At 70.2% G+C, this 24,142-nt stretch carries 12 protein-coding genes and 1 tRNA gene; 10 read left to right on the plus strand and 3 right to left on the minus strand.

Features of this window, described 5'->3' with window-relative positions:
- Positions 1 to 138: 138 nt before the first annotated feature.
- Positions 139 to 3,900, minus strand: coding sequence for a vitamin B12-dependent ribonucleotide reductase (locus MRB58_RS21600; RefSeq protein WP_244779141.1), 3,762 nt, complete (start codon positions 3,898 to 3,900; stop codon positions 139 to 141).
- A gap of 611 nt (positions 3,901 to 4,511) precedes the next feature.
- On the opposite strand from MRB58_RS21600, the gene MRB58_RS21605 reads away from it, so the two are divergent.
- Together MRB58_RS21605 and MRB58_RS21610 are read left to right on the plus strand one after the other, a co-directional pair.
- Positions 4,512 to 4,931, plus strand: a complete 420-nt coding sequence (locus tag MRB58_RS21605) for a DUF3830 family protein (RefSeq protein WP_244779142.1) — start codon at positions 4,512 to 4,514, stop codon at positions 4,929 to 4,931.
- A gap of 37 nt (positions 4,932 to 4,968) precedes the next feature.
- Positions 4,969 to 5,045, plus strand: a tRNA-Pro gene (locus tag MRB58_RS21610).
- 182 nt (positions 5,046 to 5,227) lie between these two features.
- Here MRB58_RS21610 and MRB58_RS21615 read toward each other — a convergent pair.
- Both MRB58_RS21615 and MRB58_RS21620 read right to left on the minus strand, forming a co-directional pair.
- Entirely contained in the window at positions 5,228 to 6,613 is a 1,386-nt protein-coding gene (locus MRB58_RS21615) for a M20 family metallopeptidase (protein ID WP_244779143.1), read from the minus strand.
- 146 nt (positions 6,614 to 6,759) lie between these two features.
- Entirely contained in the window at positions 6,760 to 7,680 is a 921-nt protein-coding gene (locus MRB58_RS21620) for a LysR family transcriptional regulator (RefSeq protein WP_244779144.1), read from the minus strand.
- Between the two features lie 104 nt (positions 7,681 to 7,784).
- Between MRB58_RS21620 and MRB58_RS21625 the strand changes: the two genes are divergently transcribed.
- The 8 genes from MRB58_RS21625 to MRB58_RS21660 all read left to right on the plus strand — a co-directional run bounded on the left by MRB58_RS21625 (position 7,785) and on the right by MRB58_RS21660 (position 24,026).
- The gene (locus MRB58_RS21625; RefSeq protein ID WP_244779145.1) at positions 7,785 to 9,632 is read left to right on the plus strand and encodes a CocE/NonD family hydrolase; all 1,848 of its coding nucleotides are present in this window, start codon (positions 7,785 to 7,787) and stop codon (positions 9,630 to 9,632) included.
- Positions 9,629 to 11,170: an ABC transporter substrate-binding protein gene (locus MRB58_RS21630; RefSeq protein ID WP_244779146.1), complete on the plus strand. Its 1,542-nt coding sequence runs from the start codon at positions 9,629 to 9,631 to the stop codon at positions 11,168 to 11,170. Before MRB58_RS21625 ends, MRB58_RS21630 begins: the two co-directional genes overlap by 4 nt.
- A 148-nt stretch (positions 11,171 to 11,318) precedes the next feature.
- Positions 11,319 to 12,236 (plus strand): ABC transporter permease, encoded by a 918-nt coding sequence (locus MRB58_RS21635; RefSeq protein ID WP_244779147.1) that lies wholly within the window; start codon positions 11,319 to 11,321, stop codon positions 12,234 to 12,236.
- 5 nt (positions 12,237 to 12,241) lie between these two features.
- The gene (locus MRB58_RS21640; RefSeq protein ID WP_244779148.1) at positions 12,242 to 13,138 is read left to right on the plus strand and encodes an ABC transporter permease; all 897 of its coding nucleotides are present in this window, start codon (positions 12,242 to 12,244) and stop codon (positions 13,136 to 13,138) included.
- Entirely contained in the window at positions 13,135 to 14,154 is a 1,020-nt protein-coding gene (locus MRB58_RS21645; protein WP_244779149.1) for an ABC transporter ATP-binding protein, read from the plus strand. Before MRB58_RS21640 ends, MRB58_RS21645 begins: the two co-directional genes overlap by 4 nt.
- On the plus strand, positions 14,151 to 15,122 hold the full coding sequence (locus MRB58_RS21650) for an oligopeptide/dipeptide ABC transporter ATP-binding protein (RefSeq protein WP_244779150.1): 972 nt from the start codon (positions 14,151 to 14,153) through the stop codon (positions 15,120 to 15,122). Before MRB58_RS21645 ends, MRB58_RS21650 begins: the two co-directional genes overlap by 4 nt.
- A gap of 4 nt (positions 15,123 to 15,126) precedes the next feature.
- Positions 15,127 to 17,148 (plus strand): alpha/beta hydrolase domain-containing protein, encoded by a 2,022-nt coding sequence (locus MRB58_RS21655; RefSeq protein ID WP_244779151.1) that lies wholly within the window; start codon positions 15,127 to 15,129, stop codon positions 17,146 to 17,148.
- A 155-nt stretch (positions 17,149 to 17,303) separates the two neighbouring features.
- Positions 17,304 to 24,026, plus strand: a complete 6,723-nt coding sequence (locus MRB58_RS21660; protein WP_244782090.1) for an autotransporter outer membrane beta-barrel domain-containing protein — start codon at positions 17,304 to 17,306, stop codon at positions 24,024 to 24,026.
- Positions 24,027 to 24,142 lie beyond the last annotated feature (116 nt).

The following is a 24,142-nucleotide window of genomic DNA, read 5'->3' on the forward strand; positions in this document are numbered from 1 at the left end:
GGCGGACAGGCCAGACCGGGGAGGCCGGCGCCGCCCCGACATGCGAAAGCCCGGCGGCCGGACGGCCACCGGGCTTTCTTCATGATCGCGCCGCCATATGCGGCCGAGGCGGCCCCCCGGAGGGCGCCGCCGACAGGCTCAGCTGCAGCCCGACGTGGAGCCGCAGGTGTCGCACTTCAGGCAGGTGCCGTTGCGCACCAGGGTGAAGTTGCCGCATTCGCCGCACGGGTCGCCCTCGAAGCCCTTGAGGCGCGCGATCATCGCCCGCTCGCTGCTCGAGGTCGGGCCGGCCGTCTGGCGCGGAGCCTCGACCGGGGCCGGATCATGGTCGCCGGCACCCAGCAGCGCGGCCACCTCGGCCCGGATCTCGTCGATCGGCGAACGCTCGCCCTCGGCCGGAACCGCGTGCGTTTCCATCTGGAGCGCCGTCGCCGTCGCCGCCGCGCCGCCACCGCCACGCGGCGCCGAGGCTCGCGTCAGCGCGTTGGCGATCACGTCCACCGCCTTGGCCTCGGGGGCGTCGGCGCGGATCAGGCGGAACTGCTGCCCGCGCACCAGGCCGCGGCTGACCATCTGCTGCGGCTGCGGCTTGTCGCCGACGACGCCGTTGCCCAGCGTCGTCGCCCCGCCGACGTCCTCGGGCGTGACGTGCGCCAGGTCGTTGCGGCCGAGGTAGGAGATCGCCAGCTCGCGGAAAATGTAGTCGAGGATCGAGGTCGCGTTCTTGATCGCCTCGTTGCCCTGGACGAAGCCCGCCGGCTCGAACCGGGTGAAGGTGAAGGCGTCGACGAACTCCTCCAGCGGCACGCCGTACTGGAGGCCCAGCGAGATCGCGATGGCGAAGTTGTTCATCATCGCACGGAAGGCGGCGCCCTCCTTGTGCATGTCGATGAAGATCTCGCCGAGGCGGCCGTCGTCGAACTCGCCGGTGCGCAGGTACACCTTGTGGCCGCCGATGATGGCCTTTTGCGTGTAGCCCTTGCGCCGGTCGGGCATCGACTCGCGCTTGCGGGTGATCACCTCGCGCTCGATCACGCGCTCCACCAGCTTCTCGGCGACCTTCGTGGCGCGGGCCGCGACCGGCGCCTCGATGATCTCCTCGATCTCGTCCTCGTCGTCCGAGACGAGGGCCGACGACAGCGGCTGCGACAGCTTGGAGCCGTCGCGATAGAGCGCGTTCGCCTTCACGCCGAGCTGCCAGGAGAGCTCGTAGGCCGCCTCGCAGTCCGCGACGGTGGCGTCGTTGGGCATGTTGATCGTCTTGGAGATCGCGCCCGAGATGAACGGCTGGGCGGCCGCCATCATGCGGATGTGGCTCTCCACCGAGAGGTAGCGCTTTCCGAGCCGGCCGCACGGGTTGGCGCAGTCGAACACCGCGAGGTGCTCGTCCTTCAGGTGCGGCGCCCCCTCGAGGGTCATCGCGCCGGCGACGTAGATGTTGGCGGCGTCGATCTCCTTCTTCGTCCAGCCGAGCGCGGCGAGCGCGTCGAAGGTCGGGTTGTCGAGGTCGGCGTCGTTGCCCAGCACCCCGCGCAGCACCTTCTCGCCGATCGTCCACTTGTTGAAGGCGAAGCGGATGTCGAAGGCGGACTTCAGCGCATCCTCGACCGCGGCGATGGCTTCGGCCGGGAAGCCCTTGTCGGCCAGCGTCTCGGGGTTGATGTGCGGCGCACCGGCGAGCGTGCCGTGGCCCACCGCGTAGGCGATGATGGCGTCACGCTGCGCCTTCTCGTAGCCGAGCACGCGCAGTGCGGCCGGCACGGCACGGTTGATGATCTTGAAGTAGCCGCCGCCGGCCAGCTTCTTGAACTTCACCAGCGCGAAGTCGGGCTCGATGCCGGTGGTGTCGCAGTCCATGACGAGGCCGATCGTGCCGGTCGGCGCGATCACGGTCGCCTGGGCGTTGCGGTAGCCGTACTTCTGGCCGAGGCCGAGCGCACGGTCCCATGCCGCCTCGGCCCGCTCCACGAGCGAGGCGTCGGGGCAGGCGGCCCTGTCGAGCGGGACCGGGCGGGTCGCCACCTTCTCGTAGCCGCCGTTCTCGCCCCGCGCCGCACGCCGGTGGTTGCGGATCACGCGCAGCATCGCATCCTGGTTCTCGGCGTACTTGGGGAAGGCGCCGAGGTCGCGCGCCATCTCGGCCGAGGTCGCGTAGGCGACGCCGGTCATGATCGAGGTGATCGCCCCGCACAGCGCGCGGCCCTTGGCCGAGTCGTAAGGGATGCCCGACACCATCAGGAGGCCGCCGATGTTGGCGAAGCCGAGCCCCAGAGTGCGGTACTCGAAGGAGCGCTCGGCGATCTGCGGCGAGGGGAACTGCGCCATCGTCACCGAGATTTCGAGCACCATGGTCCACAGCTTGACCGCATGCTCGAACAGCTCGGTGTGGAAGGTGCCGTCCTCGGACTTGAACTGCAGCAGGTTGATCGAGGCCAGGTTGCAGGCCGTATCGTCGAGGAACATGTACTCCGAGCACGGGTTCGACGCCCGGATCTCACCGCCCGCCGGGCAGGTGTGCCAGTCGTTGATCGTGGTGTGGAACTGGATGCCGGGATCGGCCGAGGCCCACGCCGCGTAGCCGATCTTCTCCCACAGTTCGCGCGCCGGCAGCGTCTTGGCGACCTCGCCGGTGGTGCGCCAGGTGAGATCCCAGTCGCGGTCCGCCTTCACCGCGTGCAGGAAGTCGTCCGTCACGCGCACGGAGTTGTTGGAGTTCTGGCCCGAGACGGTGAGGTAGGCTTCGGAGTCCCAGTCGGTGTCGAAGGTGGGGAACTCGATCTTGGTATAGCCCTGGCGCGCGAACTGGACGACGCGGCGGACGTAGTTCTCCGGCACCATCGCGGCCTTGGCGGCCTTGATCTCCCGCTTCAGCGCCGGGTTCTTCTCCGGCTCGAAGCAGTCGTCACCGGAGCCCTCGCAGTTGACGCACGCCTTCATGACGGCGGTGAGGTGCTTCTTGACGATCTTCGACCCGGTGACGAGGGCGGCGACCTTCTGCTCCTCCTTCACCTTCCACTCGACGTAGTCCTCGATGTCGGGGTGGTCGACGTCGACGACGCACATCTTCGCCGCGCGCCGGGTGGTGCCGCCGGACTTGATCGCGCCCGCCGCCCGGTCGCCGATCTTGAGGAAGCTCATCAGGCCGGACGACTTGCCGCCGCCCGCCAGCCGCTCACCCTCGCCGCGGATCGACGAGAAGTTGGAGCCGGTGCCCGAGCCGTACTTGAAGAGCCGCGCCTCCCGCACCCAAAGGTCCATGATGCCGCCGTCGTTCACCAGATCGTCGGAGACGGACTGGATGAAGCAGGCGTGCGGCTGCGGGTGCTCGTAGGCCGACTCCGAGCGGACCAGCTCCTGGGTGTCGGGATCGACGTAGAAATGGCCCTGGGAGGGACCGTCGATGCCGTAGGCCCAGTGGAGGCCGGTGTTGAACCACTGCGGCGAGTTGGGGGCGACCTTCTGCGTCGCCAGCATGAAGCGCACTTCGTCATAGAAGGCGCGCGCGTCGCCCTCGGTGTCGAAGTACTTGTACTTCCAGCCCCAGTAGGTCCACGCGCCGGCGAGGCGATCGAACACGGCGCGCGAGTCCGTCTCGCCGACGGTGCGCTCCTTCTCGGGCAGCTCGGCGAGTGCCGCCTCGTCGGGCTGCTGCGGGGCGAGCCAGTCCGGCACACCCGCCTCGGCCTTCGCCGTCAGCTTGGCCGGCACGCCCGCCTTGCGGAAATATTTCTGCGCGATGATGTCCGTCGCCACCTGCGACCAGGAGGCGGGCACCATCACATTGTCGAGGCGGAACACGGTCGACCCGTCCGGATTGCGAATTTCCGAGACTGCGGTTCTGAACTCGATCCCGTCGTAGGGGGACTTTCCGTCCGTCGTGTAGCGCCGATCAATCCGCATCGTCTGTCCTTCACCAAACTAGGCCCGCTCTGGGCATGAGAAGGTGCTCAACGGGCGTTCCGAGAGCTAGGCCCCCATCCGCCCTCACCTGTGGACGAACGGGGTTTTCCCCGGCTTCCCGAACCGTCCCCACACACCATATATGGTGTCCGAGCCCCCTTGGTCCAACTAAATGGCGGGGTGAGGCGTAAACATTCCGTAAAGTACCACTGCCGGAACTAAAGGCAAACAAATCGGCACTCAGCTTCATGCCGTCCGCCGCTGTGGATGGGGCCGGCGCGGCGCTCTGTGGATGGCGCACGGGGCTCTCCGAGGCGCTGGAAGAGCGGCGGCCGGCCCGTCCAGAGTCGACAAAAGGGCGCGTCTTGCACACCCGTCCCGTACTCTTCGTCGAGTTATCAACATCCGAGCGCGGCACCGCTTGTGCGACGTGCGGTTTCGGTGGGTGAGGGAGCGATTCGTGACCCGGCTTAGCGTCGCCGGAGCGGCCGCGTCATACACAGGCCTCGAGGATCGACACGCCGGGCATTGACCTTTGCCATGGTTTGAATGATGGCCCGGTCGATCGGGTTCGGCGCCGGGCGGCGCAGCAGGCAGGAAAGAGGGACGACATGACGAAGGTGAAGGTCGAGGCGGGGCCGTTCGTGTTCGACGCGGTCTTGGAGGAGGAGAACGCCCCCGAGACGTGCGCGGCGATCAAGGCGGCGCTGCCGTTCGAGAGCCAGTTCGTGCATGTGCGCTGGTCGGGCGAGGGCGTGTGGGTGCCGCTCGGCGACCTCGACTTCGGCGTCACCTACGAGAACCATACCAGCTATCCGGCGCCGGGGCAGATGATCCTCTATCCGGGCGGCATCTCCGAGACGGAGATCCTGCTGGCCTACGGCGGGGTCCATTTCGCCTCGAAAATGGGCCAGCTCGCGGGCAATCACTTCCTGACGCTGACCTCGGGCCTCGAGAACCTGCACGCGCTCGGCACCCGCTGCCTGTGGGAGGGTGCACAAGCGCTAAAAATTACGCTGGCCGAGGGTTGAGCTTGCGCCCAAACGCGGCTACATCGCTCCGCACAGCCGGAGTGTAGCGCAGCCTGGTAGCGCACCTCGTTCGGGACGAGGGGGTCGCAGGTTCGAATCCTGCCACTCCGACCAATCATTCCATACCGTTAGAAGCCCGATGGCGCCGTGCGGCGCTCCTTCCGACGATCGTCGAACACGCTGCGGCGACGTGGACCCCCGTCTGCGTCGCCGCAGTCGTTTCGGCCCTCTGGAGCCCTGCCGGGTCGCCGCGCGTCCGACCGCGACGCGCCGCTGCGCGCCGCGTGAGAGAAGGATCAGCGCGGGAGATTCGCGTCGCCGAGGTCGTAGTAGAGGCCGGCCATCAGGGCGAGGCCTTCGCGGGCGATCTCGGGCGGCAGGTGCTCGTTCGGGGCGTGCTGCGAGCAGCCGGGGTAGGAATGCGGCACCCAGATGGTGCGCATTCCCAGCACTTCCGAAAACGCGTCGTTGGGGAGCGAGCCGCCGAGATTGGGCAGGATCGCCGTCGGCTTGCCGGTGGTCTCGGCGATCGAGGCGGACGCGAACGTCACCCACGGATCGTCCGGGTCGAGCCGGGTCGCCTGGAAGATCGCCTCCTTGGTGAGCGCCAGCTCGACGTTCGTCAGGCCGTGACGGTCGAGGTGGCGGCGCACGGCCGGGAGCACCGCGAACGGATCGACGTCGACCACGAAGCGCAGCTGCAACCGCGCCCAGGCCCGCGGCGGGATGGCATTGACCGGCGTCTTGGGCGTGCCGGCCTCGTAAGCCAGCACCTCCAGCGAGGACCAGCCGAAGACGCGCTCGCTCGGCGTGAGGCCCGGCTCGCCCCACCAGCGCTCGATCTCCTCGCCCTCGGGTCCCTCGGTGATGTCGGCGTCCTTCAGCACGCGGCGGACGGCGGCGGGAAGCTCCGGCGGGACCATCTCCGGCACGCGGATCTGCCCGGTCGGGCCGACAAGAATGGAAATCGCGTGCGCGAGCTGGATCGCCGGGTTCGACAACAGCCCGCCCCAGTTGCCCGAGTGGCGCCCGCCCTCGCGCGCGTCGATCCACATGTCGAAGTTGACGCCGCCGCGCGAGCCGAGGAAGAGCGTCGGCCGCCCGGCCGACAGGCGCGGCCCGTCCGAGCCCACCAGCGCATCGGCGGAAAGGCGCTCCGCGTGGTCGCGGCAGAATTCGCGCAGGCCCGGCGAGCCGACCTCTTCGCCCATCTCGATCAGGTACTTGGCGTTGAAGCCGAGCTTGCCGCGCGTCTCCAGGACCGCCTTCATGGCGGCGAGGTTGATCGCGTGCTGGCCCTTGTTGTCGACCACGCCGCGGCCGTACCACATCCCGTCCCGCTCGGTGAGGCGCCAGGGCGACAGGCCCTCGTCCCACATGTCGTCGAGCCCGCGGATCACGTCGCCGTGGCCGTAGCCCAGGATCGTCGGCAGCGCCGGATCCTCGATCCGCTCGGCCACCAGGAAGGGGCCGGTCGCCAGCTCGTGGGTCAGGATCTCGGTCGAAAAGCCCAGTGCCTGCAACTCGGCGACCATCTCGTCTTCGAGGTAGGCGGCGAGGACGTCGGCGCGGTCGGGGTTCTGGCTCTCGGTCGGCATCGCCACGCGGCGGGCGAGGACGTCGCGGAAGGCGCCGGAATCGAAATGGTCTGTCGCACGCTTGATGGCGGCTTCGCGGCTCACGGTCAGGCTCCTGTGGGAGGCCCCGTCGCGGGGGCGGGTGGGGGGACGCCGTCACGGCGGGCGGCCAACATCGGCGCTCGCCCGGAGGCCGTCAATTTCGTTCGGCGCATCATCACTTGCGCCCGGCGCAAGCTCGCCCCCTCGGCCTACCGCGCGCCCGGTGCGGGGCGGAAGAGGGCGCCGGCCTGACGCTCGGCGTTCTGGCGGATCAACCCGGCGAGGCGGGTCAGGAGGGGCGTGCGCGTCTGGAACTTGGGAAACATCATGACGTAGCCGAGCCGGATCGTCGGCTCGAACGGGCGGATCACCATGCCCGGCTGGAGGCTGGAGCGGGCGACGAACCCGTCCGCCACCGCGAGGCCGGGACCGCGCGCGGCCATCTCGCAGGCGATCTGCCCGTTCGGCGTCTCGAAGCGGATGTCCGGCTCGGCGCCGATACGCCGGAACGCCGCTTCGAGCGTCTGGCGCATCACCGTGCGCGGGCTGTTGGCGATCAGCGGAAGGTCGACGAGATCCTCGATCCGCACCACGGCGCGGGTCGCGAGCGGGTGGTCCTCGCGCATCACCGCGACCGCCTGCACGTCGACCAGCGGTTCGACCAGCACCGCCGGGTTCTCGATCGGCATCACGGTGATGCCGAGGTCGAAGGCCTCCTTGCCGAGCCACAGCTCGATGTCGAGCCGGGAGCGACTGTCGATCGTCGCGGTGAAGGTCGGCACTTCCTCGCTCATGACGGAGAGCGGCTCGACCAGGAGCGCGCCGACGACGTGCGGCGCGGTGAGGATCGTCACGTGCTGGTGCTGGTGCTCGCGCAGCCGCCGCGCCTCGTCGCGCGCCTCGTCCAGGCTGTAGAGCGCGTGCTGGACGCGCATGTAGAAGGTGCGCGCGTCGTCGGTCGGGATCAGCCGGCGCTTTTCGCGGTTGAAGAGGGGGAAGCCGACCTCGTCCTCCAGTGCCGACAAAAGCCGGCTCACCTGGGGCTGGGTGCGCCGCAACCGCTTGGCCGCCTCCTGCAGCGACCCACCCTCCATGAAGGCGCGCAAGGCTTCCAGGCCCTTCAGATTCACGGCGCCTCCAACCATGCGAGAAACGCATGAGATGCTGCGAAATTCGAAATTGACGCACTTCAAATGCCACTTATCGTGGCCGGCTTAAAGTCTGTTCAGAGCCGATGTCCGATACCGATACGACCACGCACGCCTGGTCCGTCTCCCCGAGCCAATACCTCGAGCGGCGCCAGAAGACCCATGCCGTCGCGGCGCCCACGTCGCGGTACCTGATCATGCGCGACGGGTGCCGGATCGCCATCGACGTCTACCTGCCGGAGGGGGCGCTGCCGGAGGGGGGCGTGCCGGCGATCCTGATCCTGACGCCCTACTACCGCCGCTTCGCCCGCACACCCGGCTCCGCCGCCGAGCCGACGCCCAACGCCGCGCGCTACCGCGACGCGTTCGTGCCCTACGGCTACGCGCTGGTGGTGGTGGACGTGCGCGGCACCGGGGCGAGCTTCGGCACCCGCGACAGCTTCCGCTCGCCGACCGAGCGGGACGACTTCACCGAGATCGCCGACGCCATCGCCGCCGAGCCGTGGTGCAACGGCCGCCTCGGCTCGACGGGTATTTCCTATCTCGGCGCGGCATCGTGCTTCCTGGCCACGACCGGGCACCCGGCGGTGAAGGCGATCGCGCCGCTCTTCGCGGTGTGGAACACCTGGGTGGACCACCAGTATCCGGGCGGCGTGCGCATGAACACGCTCCCCGCCAGCTACGACCGGTTGATGATCGGCCTCGATCACGACCGGCGCGACATCCTCGCCGAGACGGCCTACTTCGGCCATCCCGACTATCGCGGCCCGCAGCCGGTGGACGAGGACGACGGCACGCTGCTCGCCGAGGCGATCGCCGAGCATCGCAACAACTTCCACATGCCGGACTTCATCGGCGAGTTCCCGTACGCGGACTCGACGCTCGCCTACGACGACACGTTCGGCGCCTTCTCCTTCAGCCCCTACCACTATTCGGACGCCATCCGGCCGGACTGCGCGATCTACAACATCTCCGGCTGGATGGACGGGGCGGGGTTCGCCAACGGCGCCATCGCGCGCCACCTGACGCTCCCCAACCCGCAGCATCTGCTGCTCGGGCCGTGGGACCACGGGGCGCGGACCAACGTCTCCCCCTGGCGGGCCGAGACCGCCGCGCAGTTCCCGCTCTATGGCGAGATCCTGCGGTTCTTCGACACCTACCTGATGGAGCGGGATACCGGGCTGAAGGACGAGGCCCCGGTGCACTACTTCGCCCTTCACGAAGAGGCCTGGCACGCCGCCCCGTCCTGGCCGCCCGCGCCGGCGGCCGAGACGCTGCATCTCGCCGCCGAAGGTGCGCTGGGCGCCGCCAACGGCACCGGGACGGACGTCTGGCGGGCCGACTTCAACCGCGGCACCGGGCTCAACACGCGCCACGAGCGGCTCGCCGCCATCGCCACCACCACCTACTACGACGACTGGGGCGCGCGGATGGAGGGGCTCAGCGCCTACACCTCCGCGCCGCTCGCCGCGCCGCTCGCCGTCGCCGGTCACCCGGTGATCGAGGTGACCTTGAGCGCGGACCAGGGCGACGCGGTGCTCTTCGCGTACCTGTGCGAGGTCGAGGCGGACGGCACCGTGCGCTACGTCACAGAAGGCCACCTGCGCGCGCTGCACCGGACGCTCGCCGAGCCGGACCCGCGGCAGGTCTGGTCCTGGCCCTTCCGCGACTATTGCGCCGCCAGCGCCCGCCCGCTGACGCCCGGCGCGCCCGAGGTGATGCGCTTCGCGCTGCTGCCGACGGCCTGGGAGTTCGCCGCGGGCAGCCGCATCCGCCTCGCCTTCGCGGGCGCGGACGCCGACCACTACGTCCAGCTGCCGCATGGACGGCCGCCGATGATTTCCATCCACTACGGTGCCGACACCGGCTCTCGCCTCGAATTGCCGGTGCAGGCTCCGACCGCTGGCGACGTCAACCGCAAGGAAGCACGATGAACCTCAAGACCCTCTTTTCGGCCGCGAGCCTTGCCGTGCTCGCGGCGACGCCGGCCCTCGCCGGCAAGGCCGACGACACCTTCACGTGGACGACGTCCACCGAGATGGACACGCCGGACATCTACTACGGCAACCAGCGCGAGGCGCTGATCACCACCTACGCGCAGTGCGACAGCCTCATCCACCGCGATCCGATCACCAACGAGTACGAGCCGCTGCTCGCCACCTCGTGGGAGTGGACCGACGACACGACGCTGGAGCTGAAGCTGCGCGAGGGCGTCAAGTTCCACGACGGCACCGACTTCGACGCCGAGGACGTGGCCTACACGCTGAACCACGTCGCCGCGCCCGATTCGGACATGAAGCTGCGCGTCATCGTCGACTGGATCGACAACGTCGAGGCGGTGGACCCGCTGACGGTGCGCATCCACGCCAAGGGACCGACGCCGGCCGCGTTCGAGTACCTCACCGGCACCGCGCCGATCTTCCCCTCGGGCCACTACGACAGCGCGCCGGAAGTGCCGGGCGCCGACGGGACGCGCCGCGACTGGGGCGCCGTCGTCCCGGTCTGCACCGGCCCCTACAAGCTGACCGACTATCAGCCCGGCCAGTCGCTGACCCTCGAGATCAACGAGGACTACTTCGACGGCAGCCCCAAGGGTAAGCCGACGATCGGCAAGATCGTCTACCGCACGATCAAGGATCCCGAGACGCAGATGGCCGAGCTCGTGACCGGCGGCGTCGACTGGATCTGGGGCGTGCCGCCCGAGAACGCCGACATGCTGGGCTCGATGGACAACATCACGGTCGAGAGCGCGGCGACGATGCGCATGTCGTTCCTGGCGCTCGACGCGGCCGGCCGCACCGGTGCCGACAACCCGTTCACCGACAAGCGCGTGCGGCAGGCCGTCGGATACGCGATCGACCGCGAGGCGATTGCCAAGAACCTCGTCGGCCCCGGCGCGAAGGTGCAGGAATCGATGTGTGTGCCCGTTCAGGCCGGCTGCGCCACCGATGTGACGCAGTACGAGTACAATCCCGACAAAGCGCGCGAGCTGCTGGCCGAGGCGGGCTACGAGGGCGGCTTCTCCACCCCGTTCTACGCCTACCGCGACCGTCCCTACACCGAGGCGGTGCTGAACTACCTGCGTGACGTCGGAATCGAGACCGACCTCAATTTCCTGCAGTGGCGCGCGCTGCGTCCGCTGATCGTCGACGACAAGACGCCGATCGCGCACCTGACGTTCGGCTCCAACGGCATGCTCGACACGTCGGCCTCCACCGGCCACTACTTCCAGGGCTCGTCCGACGACTATGCCCGCGATCCGGACGTGATGGAGTGGCTCGCCGCCGCCGAGACCGAGACCGACACCGCCGAGCGCAACGCGCTCTACGCCAAGGCGCTCGGCAAGATCGCCGACGAGGCCTACTACATCCCGCTCTACGTCTACGGTCGGACCTACGCGTTCAACTCCGAGTTCGAGTATCCCATCACGGACGACGAGATGGCACACTTCTATCTCGGCAACTGGAAGTAACCGAGCCGACAGACTGCCGGCGAGGCCCCGCGGCCTCGCCCGTTCGCCGTTCGTGGCGGCCTCGCCGAGGCCGCCACGAACGGTGCCAAGGTTGCTTTCGGCCGTTCCGCGGCCGCTTGAGGCGGCCATCCTGTGAACCGGAGTATCGATGGCCTTTTTCATTTTGAAGCGCCTCATCGTGACCGCGCTGGTGATCGGCGTGACGTCGGTCGTGGCGTTCCTGCTCGTGCATCTGTCCGGCGATCCGGCCGCGGCGATGGCCGGGGAGGGGGCGAGCCCGGCCGACGTCGCCGCCGTCGCCGAGGCCTACGGCTTCAACCGTCCGATCGTCGTGCAGTATGCCGACTGGGTCGGCGGCATCCTCTCGGGCGACTTCGGCCGCTCCTACTACCTGCGCATGGACGTGGCGGACGTGTTGGCCGAGTACATGCCCGTGACCGCACGCCTCGGCATCCTGGCGCTCGCCTTCGCGATGTGCCTGTCGATCCCGCTGGGCGTCGCCGCGGCGCTGAAGCCCAACACGCTGATCGACCGGTTCGCGCTGTGGCTCGCCGTCGCCGGGCAGGCGCTGCCGTCCTTCCTCTTCGCGCTCGGGCTCATCTACCTCTTCGGCGTCTACCTGCGCGTGCTTCCGATCTCCGGCGGGTCGACCTGGGCGCACTACATCATGCCGGCGATCGCGCTCGGCTACTACGCGACGCCCGCCATCATGCGCCTGACGCGCTCGGGCATGATGGACGTCATGCAGTCCGACCACGTGCGCACCGCGCGGGCCTACGGGCTGTCGCCGTGGCGCGTGGTGGTGCGGCACGGGCTGCGCCACGCGATCATTCCGGTGGTCTCGCTCGGCGCGGTGCAGCTCGGCTTCATGCTGGGCGGGTCGATCGTCATCGAGTCGATCTTTTCGCTGAAGGGCATCGGTTATCTCGCCTGGGAGTCCATCCAGCGGGCCGATATCGAGGTGATCCAGGCGATCCTCCTGGTGATCGCCGCGTCCTACGCGCTGCTGACCCTCCTCGGCGACCTCCTCAACGCCGCGCTCGACCCGCGCATCCGGATCTCGTGAGCGCCATGAGCACAGTTTCGCAAAACGTCCCGCGCGAGGTCGCTCGCTCTCCCGGCCGGATCACCGTGCAGCGCGCCTTGCGCCACGGCTCGTTCTGGGTCGGCGGCACGATCATCCTCGCCATCGTCTTCGCCGCGCTGTTCGCCCCGCTGCTGACGAGCTACGACCCCGGCGCGCAGGATCTCGCCTCGCGCTACGTGCCGCCGTTCTGGGCCGCGAATGGGTCGACCGAGCATCTCCTCGGTACCGACGGCCTCGGCCGCGACGTGCTGGCGCGGCTGCTCTACGGCGCCCGCATCTCGCTGCTGATCGGCTTCCTGACGGTGGTCATCTCCGGCTTCATCGGCACCGTGATGGGCGTCGCCGCCGGCTACTTCGGCGGCACGGTGGACCTCGTCGTCAACTTCGTCATCACCATCCGCCTGACGATGCCGGTGGTACTGGTGGCGCTCGTCGTCGTCGCGCTGGTCGGCTCGTCGCTGTGGCTGATGATCATGGTGATCGGCCTCCTGTTGTGGGACCGGTTCGCCATCGTCGTGCGCGCCTCCACCCAGCAGCTCGCTCAGCGCGAGTACATCACCAGCGCTCGGACGATCGGCTCGTCCACCTGGCGCATCCTCGTCAAGGAGATCCTGCCCAACATCACCGGGCCGCTGGTCGTCGTCGGCTCCATCGAGCTGGCGCACGCGATCCTTCTGGAGGCCGCGCTTTCCTTCCTCGGCCTCGGCGTGCAGCCGCCGAGCGTGTCGTGGGGGCTGATGGTGGCGGAGGCGAAGAACCAGCTCCTGTTCCGGCCGTGGATGATCGCGGTGCCGGGCGTGGCGCTGGTGCTGCTCATCTTCGCGATCAACCTGGTGGGCGACGCCATCCGCGACGTCACCACGCCGGAGGGCAAGGCATGAGCGCGCCCGTGCTGGAGGTGAAGAACCTCAAGGTCGACATTCCGCTGACCGACGTGATGCTGCACCCGGTGCGCCGGGTGGACCTCACCGTCGCGCGGGGCGAGACGGTCGCCGTCGTCGGCGAATCGGGCTGCGGCAAGAGCCTGACGGCGCTCGCCATCATGAACCTGCTGCCGCGCCGGGCCCGGCCGACGGCCGAGCGGGTGGCGCTTGCGGGTGAGGACCTGGCGCACGCCGGGCGCCGGCGCTGGCGCCAGCTCCGCGGCGACCGCATCGCGATGATCTTCCAGGACCCGATGACCGCGCTCGACCCGTGCTACCGGATCGGCGACCAGATGCGCGAGATCCTGCAACAGCACCGCAAGGTGTCGCGGGCCGAGGCGCGCGAGCGCTCGCTCGAACTCCTCGGCAAGGTGGGCATCCCGTCCCCGGCCGAGCGGCTGACGCAGTATCCGCACCAGCTTTCGGGCGGCCTCAGGCAGCGCGTCATGATCGCCATGGCGCTCCTGTGCGAGCCGGAGCTGATCATCGCCGACGAGCCGACCACCGCGCTCGACGTGACCATCCAGGCGCAGATCCTGCGGCTCTTGCGCGACATCCAGCGGGACACCGGGATCGGCCTCGTCCTCATCACGCACGATCTCGGCGTGGTCGCCGGAATGGCCGACCGGATCGTCGTCATGTACGGCGGCGAGGTGGTGGAGACCGGGCCGTGCGACGACGTGCTGGCCCATCCGCGCCACCCCTACACCGAAGGTCTGATCCACTCGATCCCGGTGCCGGGCGAGACGGCGCAGGGGGCGATGCTGGGCTTCATCCCCGGCGTCGTGCCGCGCCAGACGGGCGAGCTGACGCAGTGCGGCTTCCTCGACCGCTGCCCCTACAGCCGCGCCGCGTGTGCCGCCGGCCCCGTCGCGATGCGCGACTCCGGGCGGCAGACGATGCGCTGCGTGCTGCCCGCCGACGGGTCCGGCCGCGATCCGGACGCCTGGGTGCGCGCCAAGGAGTTGTCATGACCGACGCACTCGTCATGCAGGGCGTCACGCGCGACTACGCGGTCGGCGGGGCGTTCGCACGCAAGAAGACCCTGCGCGCGCTGCGGGGGATCGACCTCGACATCGCCAAGGGCACCACGCTCGGCCTCGTCGGCGAATCGGGGTGCGGCAAGTCCACCCTCGCCAAGGTGCTCCTCGGCATCGAGCCGGCGACCTCGGGCGAGGTGCTCATCGCCGGCAAGCGCGTCGCCGACTATGGCCGCACGGAGCGGGCGCAGCTCGTCCAACCGGTGTTTCAGGATCCCTATTCCTCGCTCAATCCGCGCCAGACGGTCGCCGCGATCATCGCCGCACCGCTGGAGGTGAGGGGGATCGGCAATTCCCGCACCCGGCGCCAGAAGGTCGACGCGCTGGCGGCCGAGGTGGGTCTGCCGCGCCATCTCGTCGACGCCTATCCGAGCCAGCTCTCCGGCGGGCAGCGGCAGCGCGTGGCGATCGCGCGGGCGTTGATCGGCGAGCCGGAGATCCTCATCTGCGACGAGCCGACATCGGCGCTCGACGTCTCGGTGCAGAGCCAGATCCTCAACCTCCTTCACCGGCTGAAGGCGGAGTTGAACCTGACGATGATCCTCATCAGCCACAATCTGGCGGTGGTTCACCACCTCGCCGACGAGGTGGCGGTGATGTACCTCGGCCAGATCGTCGAGCGTGGGCCGGCGGCCGAGATCTTCGCCCGCTGGCGCCACCCGTACAGCGGCGTGCTCCTGAAGGCCGTGCTGCCGCCACGCGCGGGAGCCCGCCTGCCGGACCTGGCGCTGGAGGCGGAGTTTCCGAGCCCGCTGTCGCCGCCGCCAGGCTGCGCCTTCAACCCCCGCTGCCCGAGCGCCACCGCGCGGTGCCGCGAGGAGGCGCCCGCGCCGCGCGGCACGGCGCACGTCTACCGCTGCCATCACCCCGATCATACACCGGCCGCTGCGGCCGCGGACTGACCCCATGCTGACCATCACGATCCATGAAACGGTCCCGTTCGCGGACGGGGCGCCCTTCGCCGAGACCGGCGCCTACGAGCTCTTGAACGGCCGCGTCGACTTCCGCATCGACCCGGCCGACCCCGCCCAGGCCGCCGTGACCGACATCGCCTACGCGCCGCGCGACGCGGACGGCCTCGTCGCCCTGTCCGCCGACGTGACGATCCTGCGCCCGGCGGACCCCGCCCGCGGCAACGGGCGGCTCTTCTTCGATTACGGCAACCGCGGCAACAAGCGCGCGCTCCAGTTCTTCAACGACGCGCCCGCCTCCAACGACTTGCGCACGCTCGCCGACGCCGGCAACGGCTTCCTGATGCGCCGCGGCTACACCATCGCCTGGCTCGGCTGGCAGGGCGATCTCCTCCCGGGCGACGGACGCATGCTGCTCGACGTTCCGGTCGCGACCGACGGCGGCGAGCCGATCACCGGCGTCACCCGCGCCGAGTATATCGCCGTCGCCGAGGGGACGACGACCTTCCCGCTGTCCACGCTGATCTCGACGCGCTCCAACCCCGCCGCCTCGCTCGACACCACGAAGGCCCGGCTCACCCGCCGCCGCTTCGCGATGAGCGAGCGGGAGGAGATCGCGCCGGACCGCTGGGCGTTCGCGCGGGTCGACCGCGGCGGCGGTGTCGACAATCAGGGGATGGAACGGGCCGTCATCCCGTCCGACAGCCACATCCATCTCCCCGAAAGCTTCGTGCCGGGCTGGATCTACGAGCTGGTGTACCAGGCGAAGGACCCGCGGATCCTGGGCCTCGCCCACGTCGCGGTGCGCGATTTCGTCGACCATCTGAAGTCGGGCGCGGCGGACGCGGCCGGCAACCCGTCGCCGGTGACGGTCGACACCGCCTACGCCTGGGGCCGCTCGCAGACCGGCCGCTGCATCCGCGACTTCCTCCACCTCGGCTTCAACGACGCGGGCGGGCGGCGCGTCTTCGACGGGGTGCTGCCGCACGTCGCCGGGGCGGGGAAGATGTGGATGAACCACCGCTTCGCCAACGTCGTCCTACTGCCCGGCCAGGAGCACGAGAACCACTTCACCCCGGCCGACCGCTTCCCCTTCGCCTACGCGGTCTCGACCGACCACTTCACCGGCATCACCGACGGCATCTGCAAGCGGCCCGAGACCGACCCGAAAGTGATGCACACCGACACCGCGTCCGAGTATTGGCACCGCCGCGCCTCGCTGGTGGTGACCGATACCGAGGGGCGGGACCTCGCGCCGCCGGACAACGTGCGCGTCTACCTCTGGGCGTCCTCGCAGCACTTCGCCTCGCCGACCGCGACGCCGACGACGGGCCTCGCCCTGGAGCCGATCAACGTGGTGGCGACGTCGGCCTTCTTCCGCGCCACGCTCGATGCGCTGGACGCCTGGGTGAGCGAGGGGACCGAGCCGCCGGCGAGCCGCTATCCGACCGTGGCCGGCGGCACGCTGGTCGACGTCGACACGTGGCGGGTCGCCTTCCCGGCGATCCCCGGCGTCGTCACACCGCGCGGCCCCTCCACGCTGGAGCGGCTCGACTTCGGGCCGGAGGTCGAGCGCGGCATCATCGCTCACGAGCCGCCGCGCATCGTCGAGGGGGAGAGCTACCCCGTGCTGGTTCCGGCGGTCGACGCCGACGGCAACGACGTCGCGGGCGTGCGCGCGCCGATGGTCGAGGCGCCGCTCGCCACCTACGTCGGCTGGTCGGTGCGCCGGCGGGGCGCCGGGTACGGGGCGATGCTCGGCATCACCGGGTCCACCCTGCCGTTCCCCGAGGATGACGACGAGCGCGCCCAGCTCCGCGACCCGCGCCCGTCGATCCTCGCGCGCTACGGGTCCGCGGAGGCCTATGTCGCCGCCATCCGTGCCGCGGCCGAGGCACTCGTCGCCGAGCGCCGGATGCTCGCCGAGGACGTCGACCGCGCGGCCGATATGGCGAGGGACTGGAGCCGCCCCCGCCACGACCTCACCCTCTCCGGTGAGCCCGCGCCCGGCCGCTGACCGGCGCCTGAGCCCGGCCGGTCGACCGTCACCGCCTTCGCGGCGAGGTCGGCGCGGCTTGCGCGTCGGCGGGAGTGTGCGCGGACACGGCGACCTTCCGTGCCGCGCGGCGGGCGGCGTAGCGCCACGGTCACATTCCGGAAAAATGATTTTGGATGAATGTATTGGCGAGGGAAGTTCTGCTTTCCTGCTGCCAATATAGAAACGATCGAAGCATCCGCCGGAACGCTGGCCGTCGGGAGGGGGACTTGATGGCCGACGACGGATTGCGCCTCCGCTTCTTCTCGGCCCTCCGCCGGGGCCGACGTGTCCTGACGGCGTGCGTCGCCGGCGCGGGGATCGCGCTCACCCAAGCCGCACACGCCCAGGTCCAGAACCCGGTCCTCTATCCGCAGAGTGCCGACTGCACCCAGACAACGCAGGGCGGCACGGATTATGTCACCCAGCTCGCGACCTGTCAGAACGACGTGTCGCAGAGCGGCGCCCTGCCGTTCACCGCATCCTACTCGAACGGGCAGGACGTTTTCGGTTCGCCGTCGACGATCTACGCCCTGAGCGGCAACGTCTCCGGCGTCGGCGCGTCCTCCGGCAACGACTACATGCTGTTCTACGGCTCCTTCGGTCAGCCGCCCAACGACACCTACAAGTTCCTGCCGATCTGGACCGACGGTTCGTCGGTCACCGTGACCAACACCGCGGACCTCACCTGGACGAACGCGGTCGGCGGCCCGCCGTTGACGACGATCGTCGGGACCGAGAACGACGGTCTGCAGTTCGTCTTCGGCGGCTCGGGAGGCGGGGCCGTGGTGGGGCTGTCGCAAGGGGCGCCCGGCATCGCCGACGATGAACCGAACGCGGCCAACTTCAACGCCGGGGCCGGCGGCGCGGTCACCATGACCCATAGCGGCGCCCTCTCGGTGTCGGGCAACGGCACCGGCGTCGTCTCCCTCGCCGGGATCGCCGCCTATTCGCTCGGCGGCAATGGTGCCGCGAACAAGACCCACGACGACGACTTCGCCGGCGACGGCGGCGACGGCGGCACCATCGATCTCACCAACACCGGGACCATCTCGATCTCGAACACCGCCGACACGCTGATGCCCAACGTCGGCATGCTGGCCGTGTCGCGGGGTGGGGCGCCGGGCGCGCTGACCTCCGGTGACCACGCCAATCTCTACGGCAACTCCGGCGCCGGCGGGGCCATTCGCGTCGACCATTACGGGACCATCACCGGATCGGCGATCAACACCATCGGCATCGGCGCGTTCTCGATCGGCGGCGACGGTGGGCTCGACACCGGGCACGGCGTCGGCTCCGCACCCGGGATCTCGGGATCCGGCGGCTCGGTCGACGTCACGCTGCACGGCGGCTCGACGATCGCGCTCGAGGGGGCGAGCGGCATCGGTGTGCTGGCGGCGAGTTCGGTCGGCCCGTCCGCCCAATCCAACGTGACCAGCGCCATTTCCGGCGGCCCCGTCAGTGTCACGATCGAGGAAGGCGCGAGCATCAGCGTCAACAGCAACGGCGCGTTCGGCATCGGCGTCGCCGCCATCAGCACCGGCAGCCCGGACATCCTGCGACCGTTCCAATCCTCCGTCGTCAGCCCCGCGGGCAGCGGCTACAGCGGTGCCGTCGGCGTGACCAACGGCGGCACCATCGAAACCTCCGGCTCGCTCGCCATCGGCATCCTCGCGCTCTCCGCCGGCGGGTCCACCGTCATGACGAGCAACAGCGGCGGTGTCAGCGATTTCGGCAATTATGCGCCGGCCCCGCTCATTCGGGCGCAGAACACCGTGTCCGTCGTCAATACCGGCAGCGTGACGACCAACGGCGGCTCCGCGTTCGGCATCTATGCCGCCAGCAACGGAGCCGGCGGCATCATCAACATCGCGCAGGCTGCCCAGTGGGCCGACGCCACCACTCCGGCCTCGGGCGTCTATGTCGGCGGTCTCGACGGCACCGGCGCCTACGGCGGCACCGTGAGCGTGACCCACTCGGGCACGATCGTGACCGGGGACGGGACCGGCGGCGGCAACCTCGCCATCGGCATCCTGGCGCAATCGCTCGGCGGCAGCGGGGGCACGACCGGCGGCCCCTCGGCGCCGATCCTCGTCGGCGACAGCGGCGGGACCGGCGGCGACGGCGGCACGGTCACCGTCACGACCACCGGGGCGAGCCCCATCACCACCTACGACAAGGGCGCCATCGGCATCCTGGCGCAATCGGTCGGCGGGGGCGGCGGCAACGGCGGCAACGCCTCCGGCATCTTCGTGCCGACGGGCGGCGCCGGCGGCACCGGCGGCGACGGCGGCGCCGTGTCGGTCAGCCTCTCCGACGCGCCGGGAAGCGGGATCGCCACCTACGGCGATTTCGCGGCCGGCGTCATCGCCCAGTCGGTCGGCGGCGGGGGCGGCAACGGCGGCTACAGCGATTCGGTGGGCTTGGCCATCAGCACCTCCATCGGCGGGACGGGTGGCGACGGCGGCGAAGGCGGCAGCGTCACCGTGACCAACGGCTACGTCATCACCAGCGCCGGCAACCAGTCGCACGGTGTGGTGGCGCAGTCGGTCGCGGGGGGCGGTGGCAACGGCGGTGCGGCGAACGCCTACAGCGCCGGGGTGCTGTCGGTCTCGCTCGCGGTCGGCGGAAGCGGCGGCAACGGCCAGCAAGCCGGCGCCGTCACCGTCTACAACAACGACCACATCTATACCGGCTGCGCCGATCCCGGCACCGTCGCATGCGGCTATCGCATTGCGGCGACCCAGTCGCCCGACGGGGCGGACGCGATCGGGATCCTCGCCCAGTCCGTCGGAGGTGGCGGTGGCACCGGGGGGGCAGCGACCGCCAAGTCGCTGTCGCTTCCGTCCGACGATATCCCGGTGAGCTTCGCGGCCAGCTTCGCCAGCGGCGGCACCGGCGGCGGCGGTGGGGACGGCGCCGGGGTCGGCGTCTCCAACTCCGGCGAGGTCTGGACGGGCGGTGACGGCGGCTATGGCATTCTGGCCCAGTCGGTGGGGGGAGGCGGTGGCAACGGCGGCGATTCCACCGCGGCGAGCTACGCCATCGAGGGCGGCGCGCCGTCGATCAAGCTGAGCGCCGCGCTGGGCGGGACCGGCGGGATCGGCGGCAGCGGCGGCGCCGTCACGGTCACCAACGGCGCCTCGGCCGAGTGTCCCGGTTGCGACGGACAGATCTACACCTTCGGCCAGTCCGCGACCGGCATCCTCGCCCAGTCCATCGGCGGCGGCGGCGGGACCGGCGGCACCGGCAACGCCAGCGCATCGAGCCCCAACCTCGGCGGCAAAACCGGCACCTCCGTCACCGCCACGTTCGGGATCGGCGGGAGCGGCGGGGGCGGCGGATCCGGCGGCACCGTCATGGCGACGAACCAGGCCGGCTCGACGATCATCACCGTGGGACCCGCCGCGCAGGGCATCCTTGCCCAGTCCATCGGCGGCGGCGGTGGCGTCGGCAGCGGTGGCCAGGCCGCAGCGAGCGGCGACAACTACGAAATCAACACCAGCGTCGGCGGGAGCGGCGGGGCCGCCGGCGCCGGCGGCGACGTCACCGTGACCAATCACGGCACCATCTCGACCGGCGCCGTCTACACCAACGCGGCCAACCTCGGCGTTACGATGGGCGGCGACAGCGTGGGCATCTTGGCGCAGTCGATCGGCGGCGGCGGTGGGGTGGCCGGCACGTCCGACGCGGCCGCCACCATCGACACCGCCGGCCAGGTGGAGAATGCGCTCAACGCGCCGTCGGCGAGCTATTCGGCGGACCTCGCGATCGGCGGTTTCGGCGGGGCGGGCGGCGATGGCGGAACCCTCGCCGTCACCAATTCCGGCACCATCACCACCCTCGGGGCCCGTGCCTTCGGCATCGAGGCGCAGTCGATCGGCGGCGGCGGCGGTACCGGCGGCGCCGCAACCTCGACCTCCAACGCCGCCAAGGGCAAAGGCGCGGGCGGGACCTATTCCGCCGATGTCTCCGTCGGCGGCTACGGTGCGGCGGCCGGCGACGGTGGCTCGGTCACCGTCACGAACACGGGCACCATCCTGACCTCCGGCTATTCGGCGCACGGGCTCCTGCTGCAGTCGATCGGCGGCGGCGGCGGCAGCGCCGGCGAGGGCACCGTCGACAACTCCACCACCATCGGGATCGGCGGCGGCGCGACGCTGGCGGACGGCGCTTCCGGCAACGGGGGCAGCGTGGACGTCATCGACAGCGGCGCAATGTCGACCGCCGGAGACGACGCCTACGCGGTCCTCGCCCAGTCGATCGGCGCGGGCGGCGGGCACGCCAGCGCCGGCTGCACCAACTCGGCCGCCAACAGCAAGCAGCGCTACAGTGCGACGCTGTGCCTCGGCAATTCCCGCGTCGGCGTCACGGTGTCGGGAAGCGACTGGAGCGATCCGTCGGACTTCACCCTCGACGTCGGCGGCAAGCAGGGCTCGAACGGCGACGGCGGCTCGGTCGCGATCGCCAAGAGCGCGGGGTCTATCGTGACCACCGGTGCGCGCGCGATCGCCATCGCGGCACAGTCGATCGGCGGCGGCGGCGGCCTCGTCGCCGCCTCGTCCGACAACGTCGCGGGCGTCGGCTATGGTGACGGAACGTCCAGCGGTACGGGCGGCCAGGTCAGCATCGACCTATCGAGCGGCGTCGACGTCACCACCTACGGCGACGGGGCGTTCGGCGTTCTCGCCCAATCGATCGGCGGCGGCGGCGGCTTGGCCGGCGATACGTCCCAGGCGCTCAGGGTCGGCAGGGTCAACGTGGCGGCGTCCGGCACGGCCACCTCCGCGGCGAATGCGGTGTCGATCACGACCGGCGCCACGATCGCGACGTCCGGTGCCAACGCGCACGGCCTGTTCCTCCAATCCATCGGCGGTGCCGGCGGCGCGTTGGGCCGCGCGTCCGCCCTGGTGGCGGGGAACGCCCGGACCGCGCCCGGCCAGCTCGGCAGCGGTGGAGCGATCACGGTCGACCAGACCGGAGGCTCGATCAGCACGAGCGGCGCGGGGGCGATCGGCATCTTCGCCCAGTCGAGCGGCAACGCCATCACGCAGAACGCGATCGCGATCGCGGTGGGTGGCACCGTCTCGGGCGGTACCGGAAGACGGGCGGCGGGCATCGTGGTGTCGGGCGGCGTATCGCCCGGCGGGACGACCCTCGAGCCGTCCGCCGGCAACACGATCACCATCGACGCCGGCGGCACGGTCACCACCGCGGACGGCACCTCCGGCACCGCCGTGGTGGCCTACGACAGCATCACGTCGCTGAGCAACGAGGGCACTCTCACCGGCAGCGTCGACCTCACTGCGAGCGGGAGAACGCGCGCCGCTCCCGCAACCACCACGCTGAGCGCCCACGATGGTCCCGCCCGGTTGCGCGGCACCGTCGCGAACGCCGGGCTCTTCGAGAGCGGCGCCAGGGTGAGCGCGGCCAGGTTCACCAACACCGGGATATTGTCGCCCTTCGGCGCGGGGACGATCGGCACCACCGCCATCGCCGGCGACTTCACGCACGAGCGCGGCGGCACGCTCGAGATCGATATCGACGTCCTCGCCGAAGACGGACCGAGCGACAGCCTCTCGGTGGGCGGGACCGCGCGCGTCGACGGCACCATCGCCCCGGTGGCGGCGAACCTCCTGCCCGGCCGCTATGCGGTGATCTCGGCAGGCACCCTCACAACGGAGGCCACGGCGCTCTCCTCGCTCCTCGTCGATTGGGAGGTGGCGCGCGATGCCGCGACCCTATCCCTCACGCCCGATGCCCGTTTCCAATCCGAAGCGGCGGCGCTGCCGGACAACGCGGCCTCGGTCGGCGCCTACCTGCAACGCACGTGGGATGTCGGCGGATCGGCGGCGCTGGCGCCGCTCTTCGGGACCCTGGCCGGGGTCGCGTCGGGGCCGGACTATCAAGCCTTGCTGGAAAACCTCTCCGGGGAGAACCGGGCCGCCCATGCCAGCGACCAGATCTTCGCGAGCCGCGAAGCGCTGGACGCCACGTTCAGCTGCCCCGTTTTCGTCGACGAGGGGACGCTGCTCGGCGAGGACGAATGCGCCTGGGCGAACGTGTCCGGCGGCGTCGCCAATCGCTGGGGCCAGCCGAGCTATCGGCGCGACGCCATGAGCTTCCGCATCGGCGGCCAGGCCGAGATCGCGGACGGCTGGTACCTCGGAGCGACAGGCGCCTATGGGTTCGACAGCGCCTCCGGCGGCGGTAGCAGCAGCACCGGCGACAGCATCGACGGCGGCGTCGCCCTCAAGCGCTCGGCGGGCCCCTGGTATTTCGCCGCGGGCGCCAACGTCGGCTACAACTGGTACGACGAGGCGAGGATGGCGACCGTCGGCGGTGTCACCTATCGCCTCGACGGGGACTCCAGCGTGTTGACGGTCGGCGGCCGGGTGCGCGCCGCCTACGAGTTCGCGTTCGACAGGGTCTACCTCCGCCCCTTTGCCGATCTCGACGTCCTGTTCAGCCACCTGCCGCAGCACACCGAGAGCGGTCCGCCGGGCGTCGCGCTCAGTCTCGAGGAGGAGAACGAGGTCACGATCGGCGTCTCGCCGATGCTGGAGGCCGGCGGGCGGATCGATCTCGGCGACGGGTGGCGGTTGCGCCCCTATGCGGCAGCGGGGCTGGTGCTGCTCTCGCAGGACGGTTACGCGTCGCACGCCGGTCTGGTCGGTGCGCCGGAAGGTGCCGGAACGTTCGAGGTCGAGAGCGACGCGCCCGACGTCCTCGGCCGCCTCCGCCTCGGCGCCGAGATCTATGCCCCGCAGAACTTCGACTTGAAGGTCGAATACGACCTGCAGTCCGGCAAGGACTACCTCACCCAATCAGGAAGCCTGCGCCTGGAATACCGGTTCTAGAGCGCGTTCAGGAAAAGTGGAGCCGGTTTTCCGCCCGGAACGCGCGCATACCAAACGTCTGGAGCGCGGGCGGTGAACGCAAGTTCATTGAACGTGCTCTAGGCTCCGGCGGCGGG

Source organism: Acuticoccus sp. I52.16.1 (genome assembly GCF_022865125.1).
Classification (GTDB): domain Bacteria; phylum Pseudomonadota; class Alphaproteobacteria; order Rhizobiales; family Amorphaceae; genus Acuticoccus.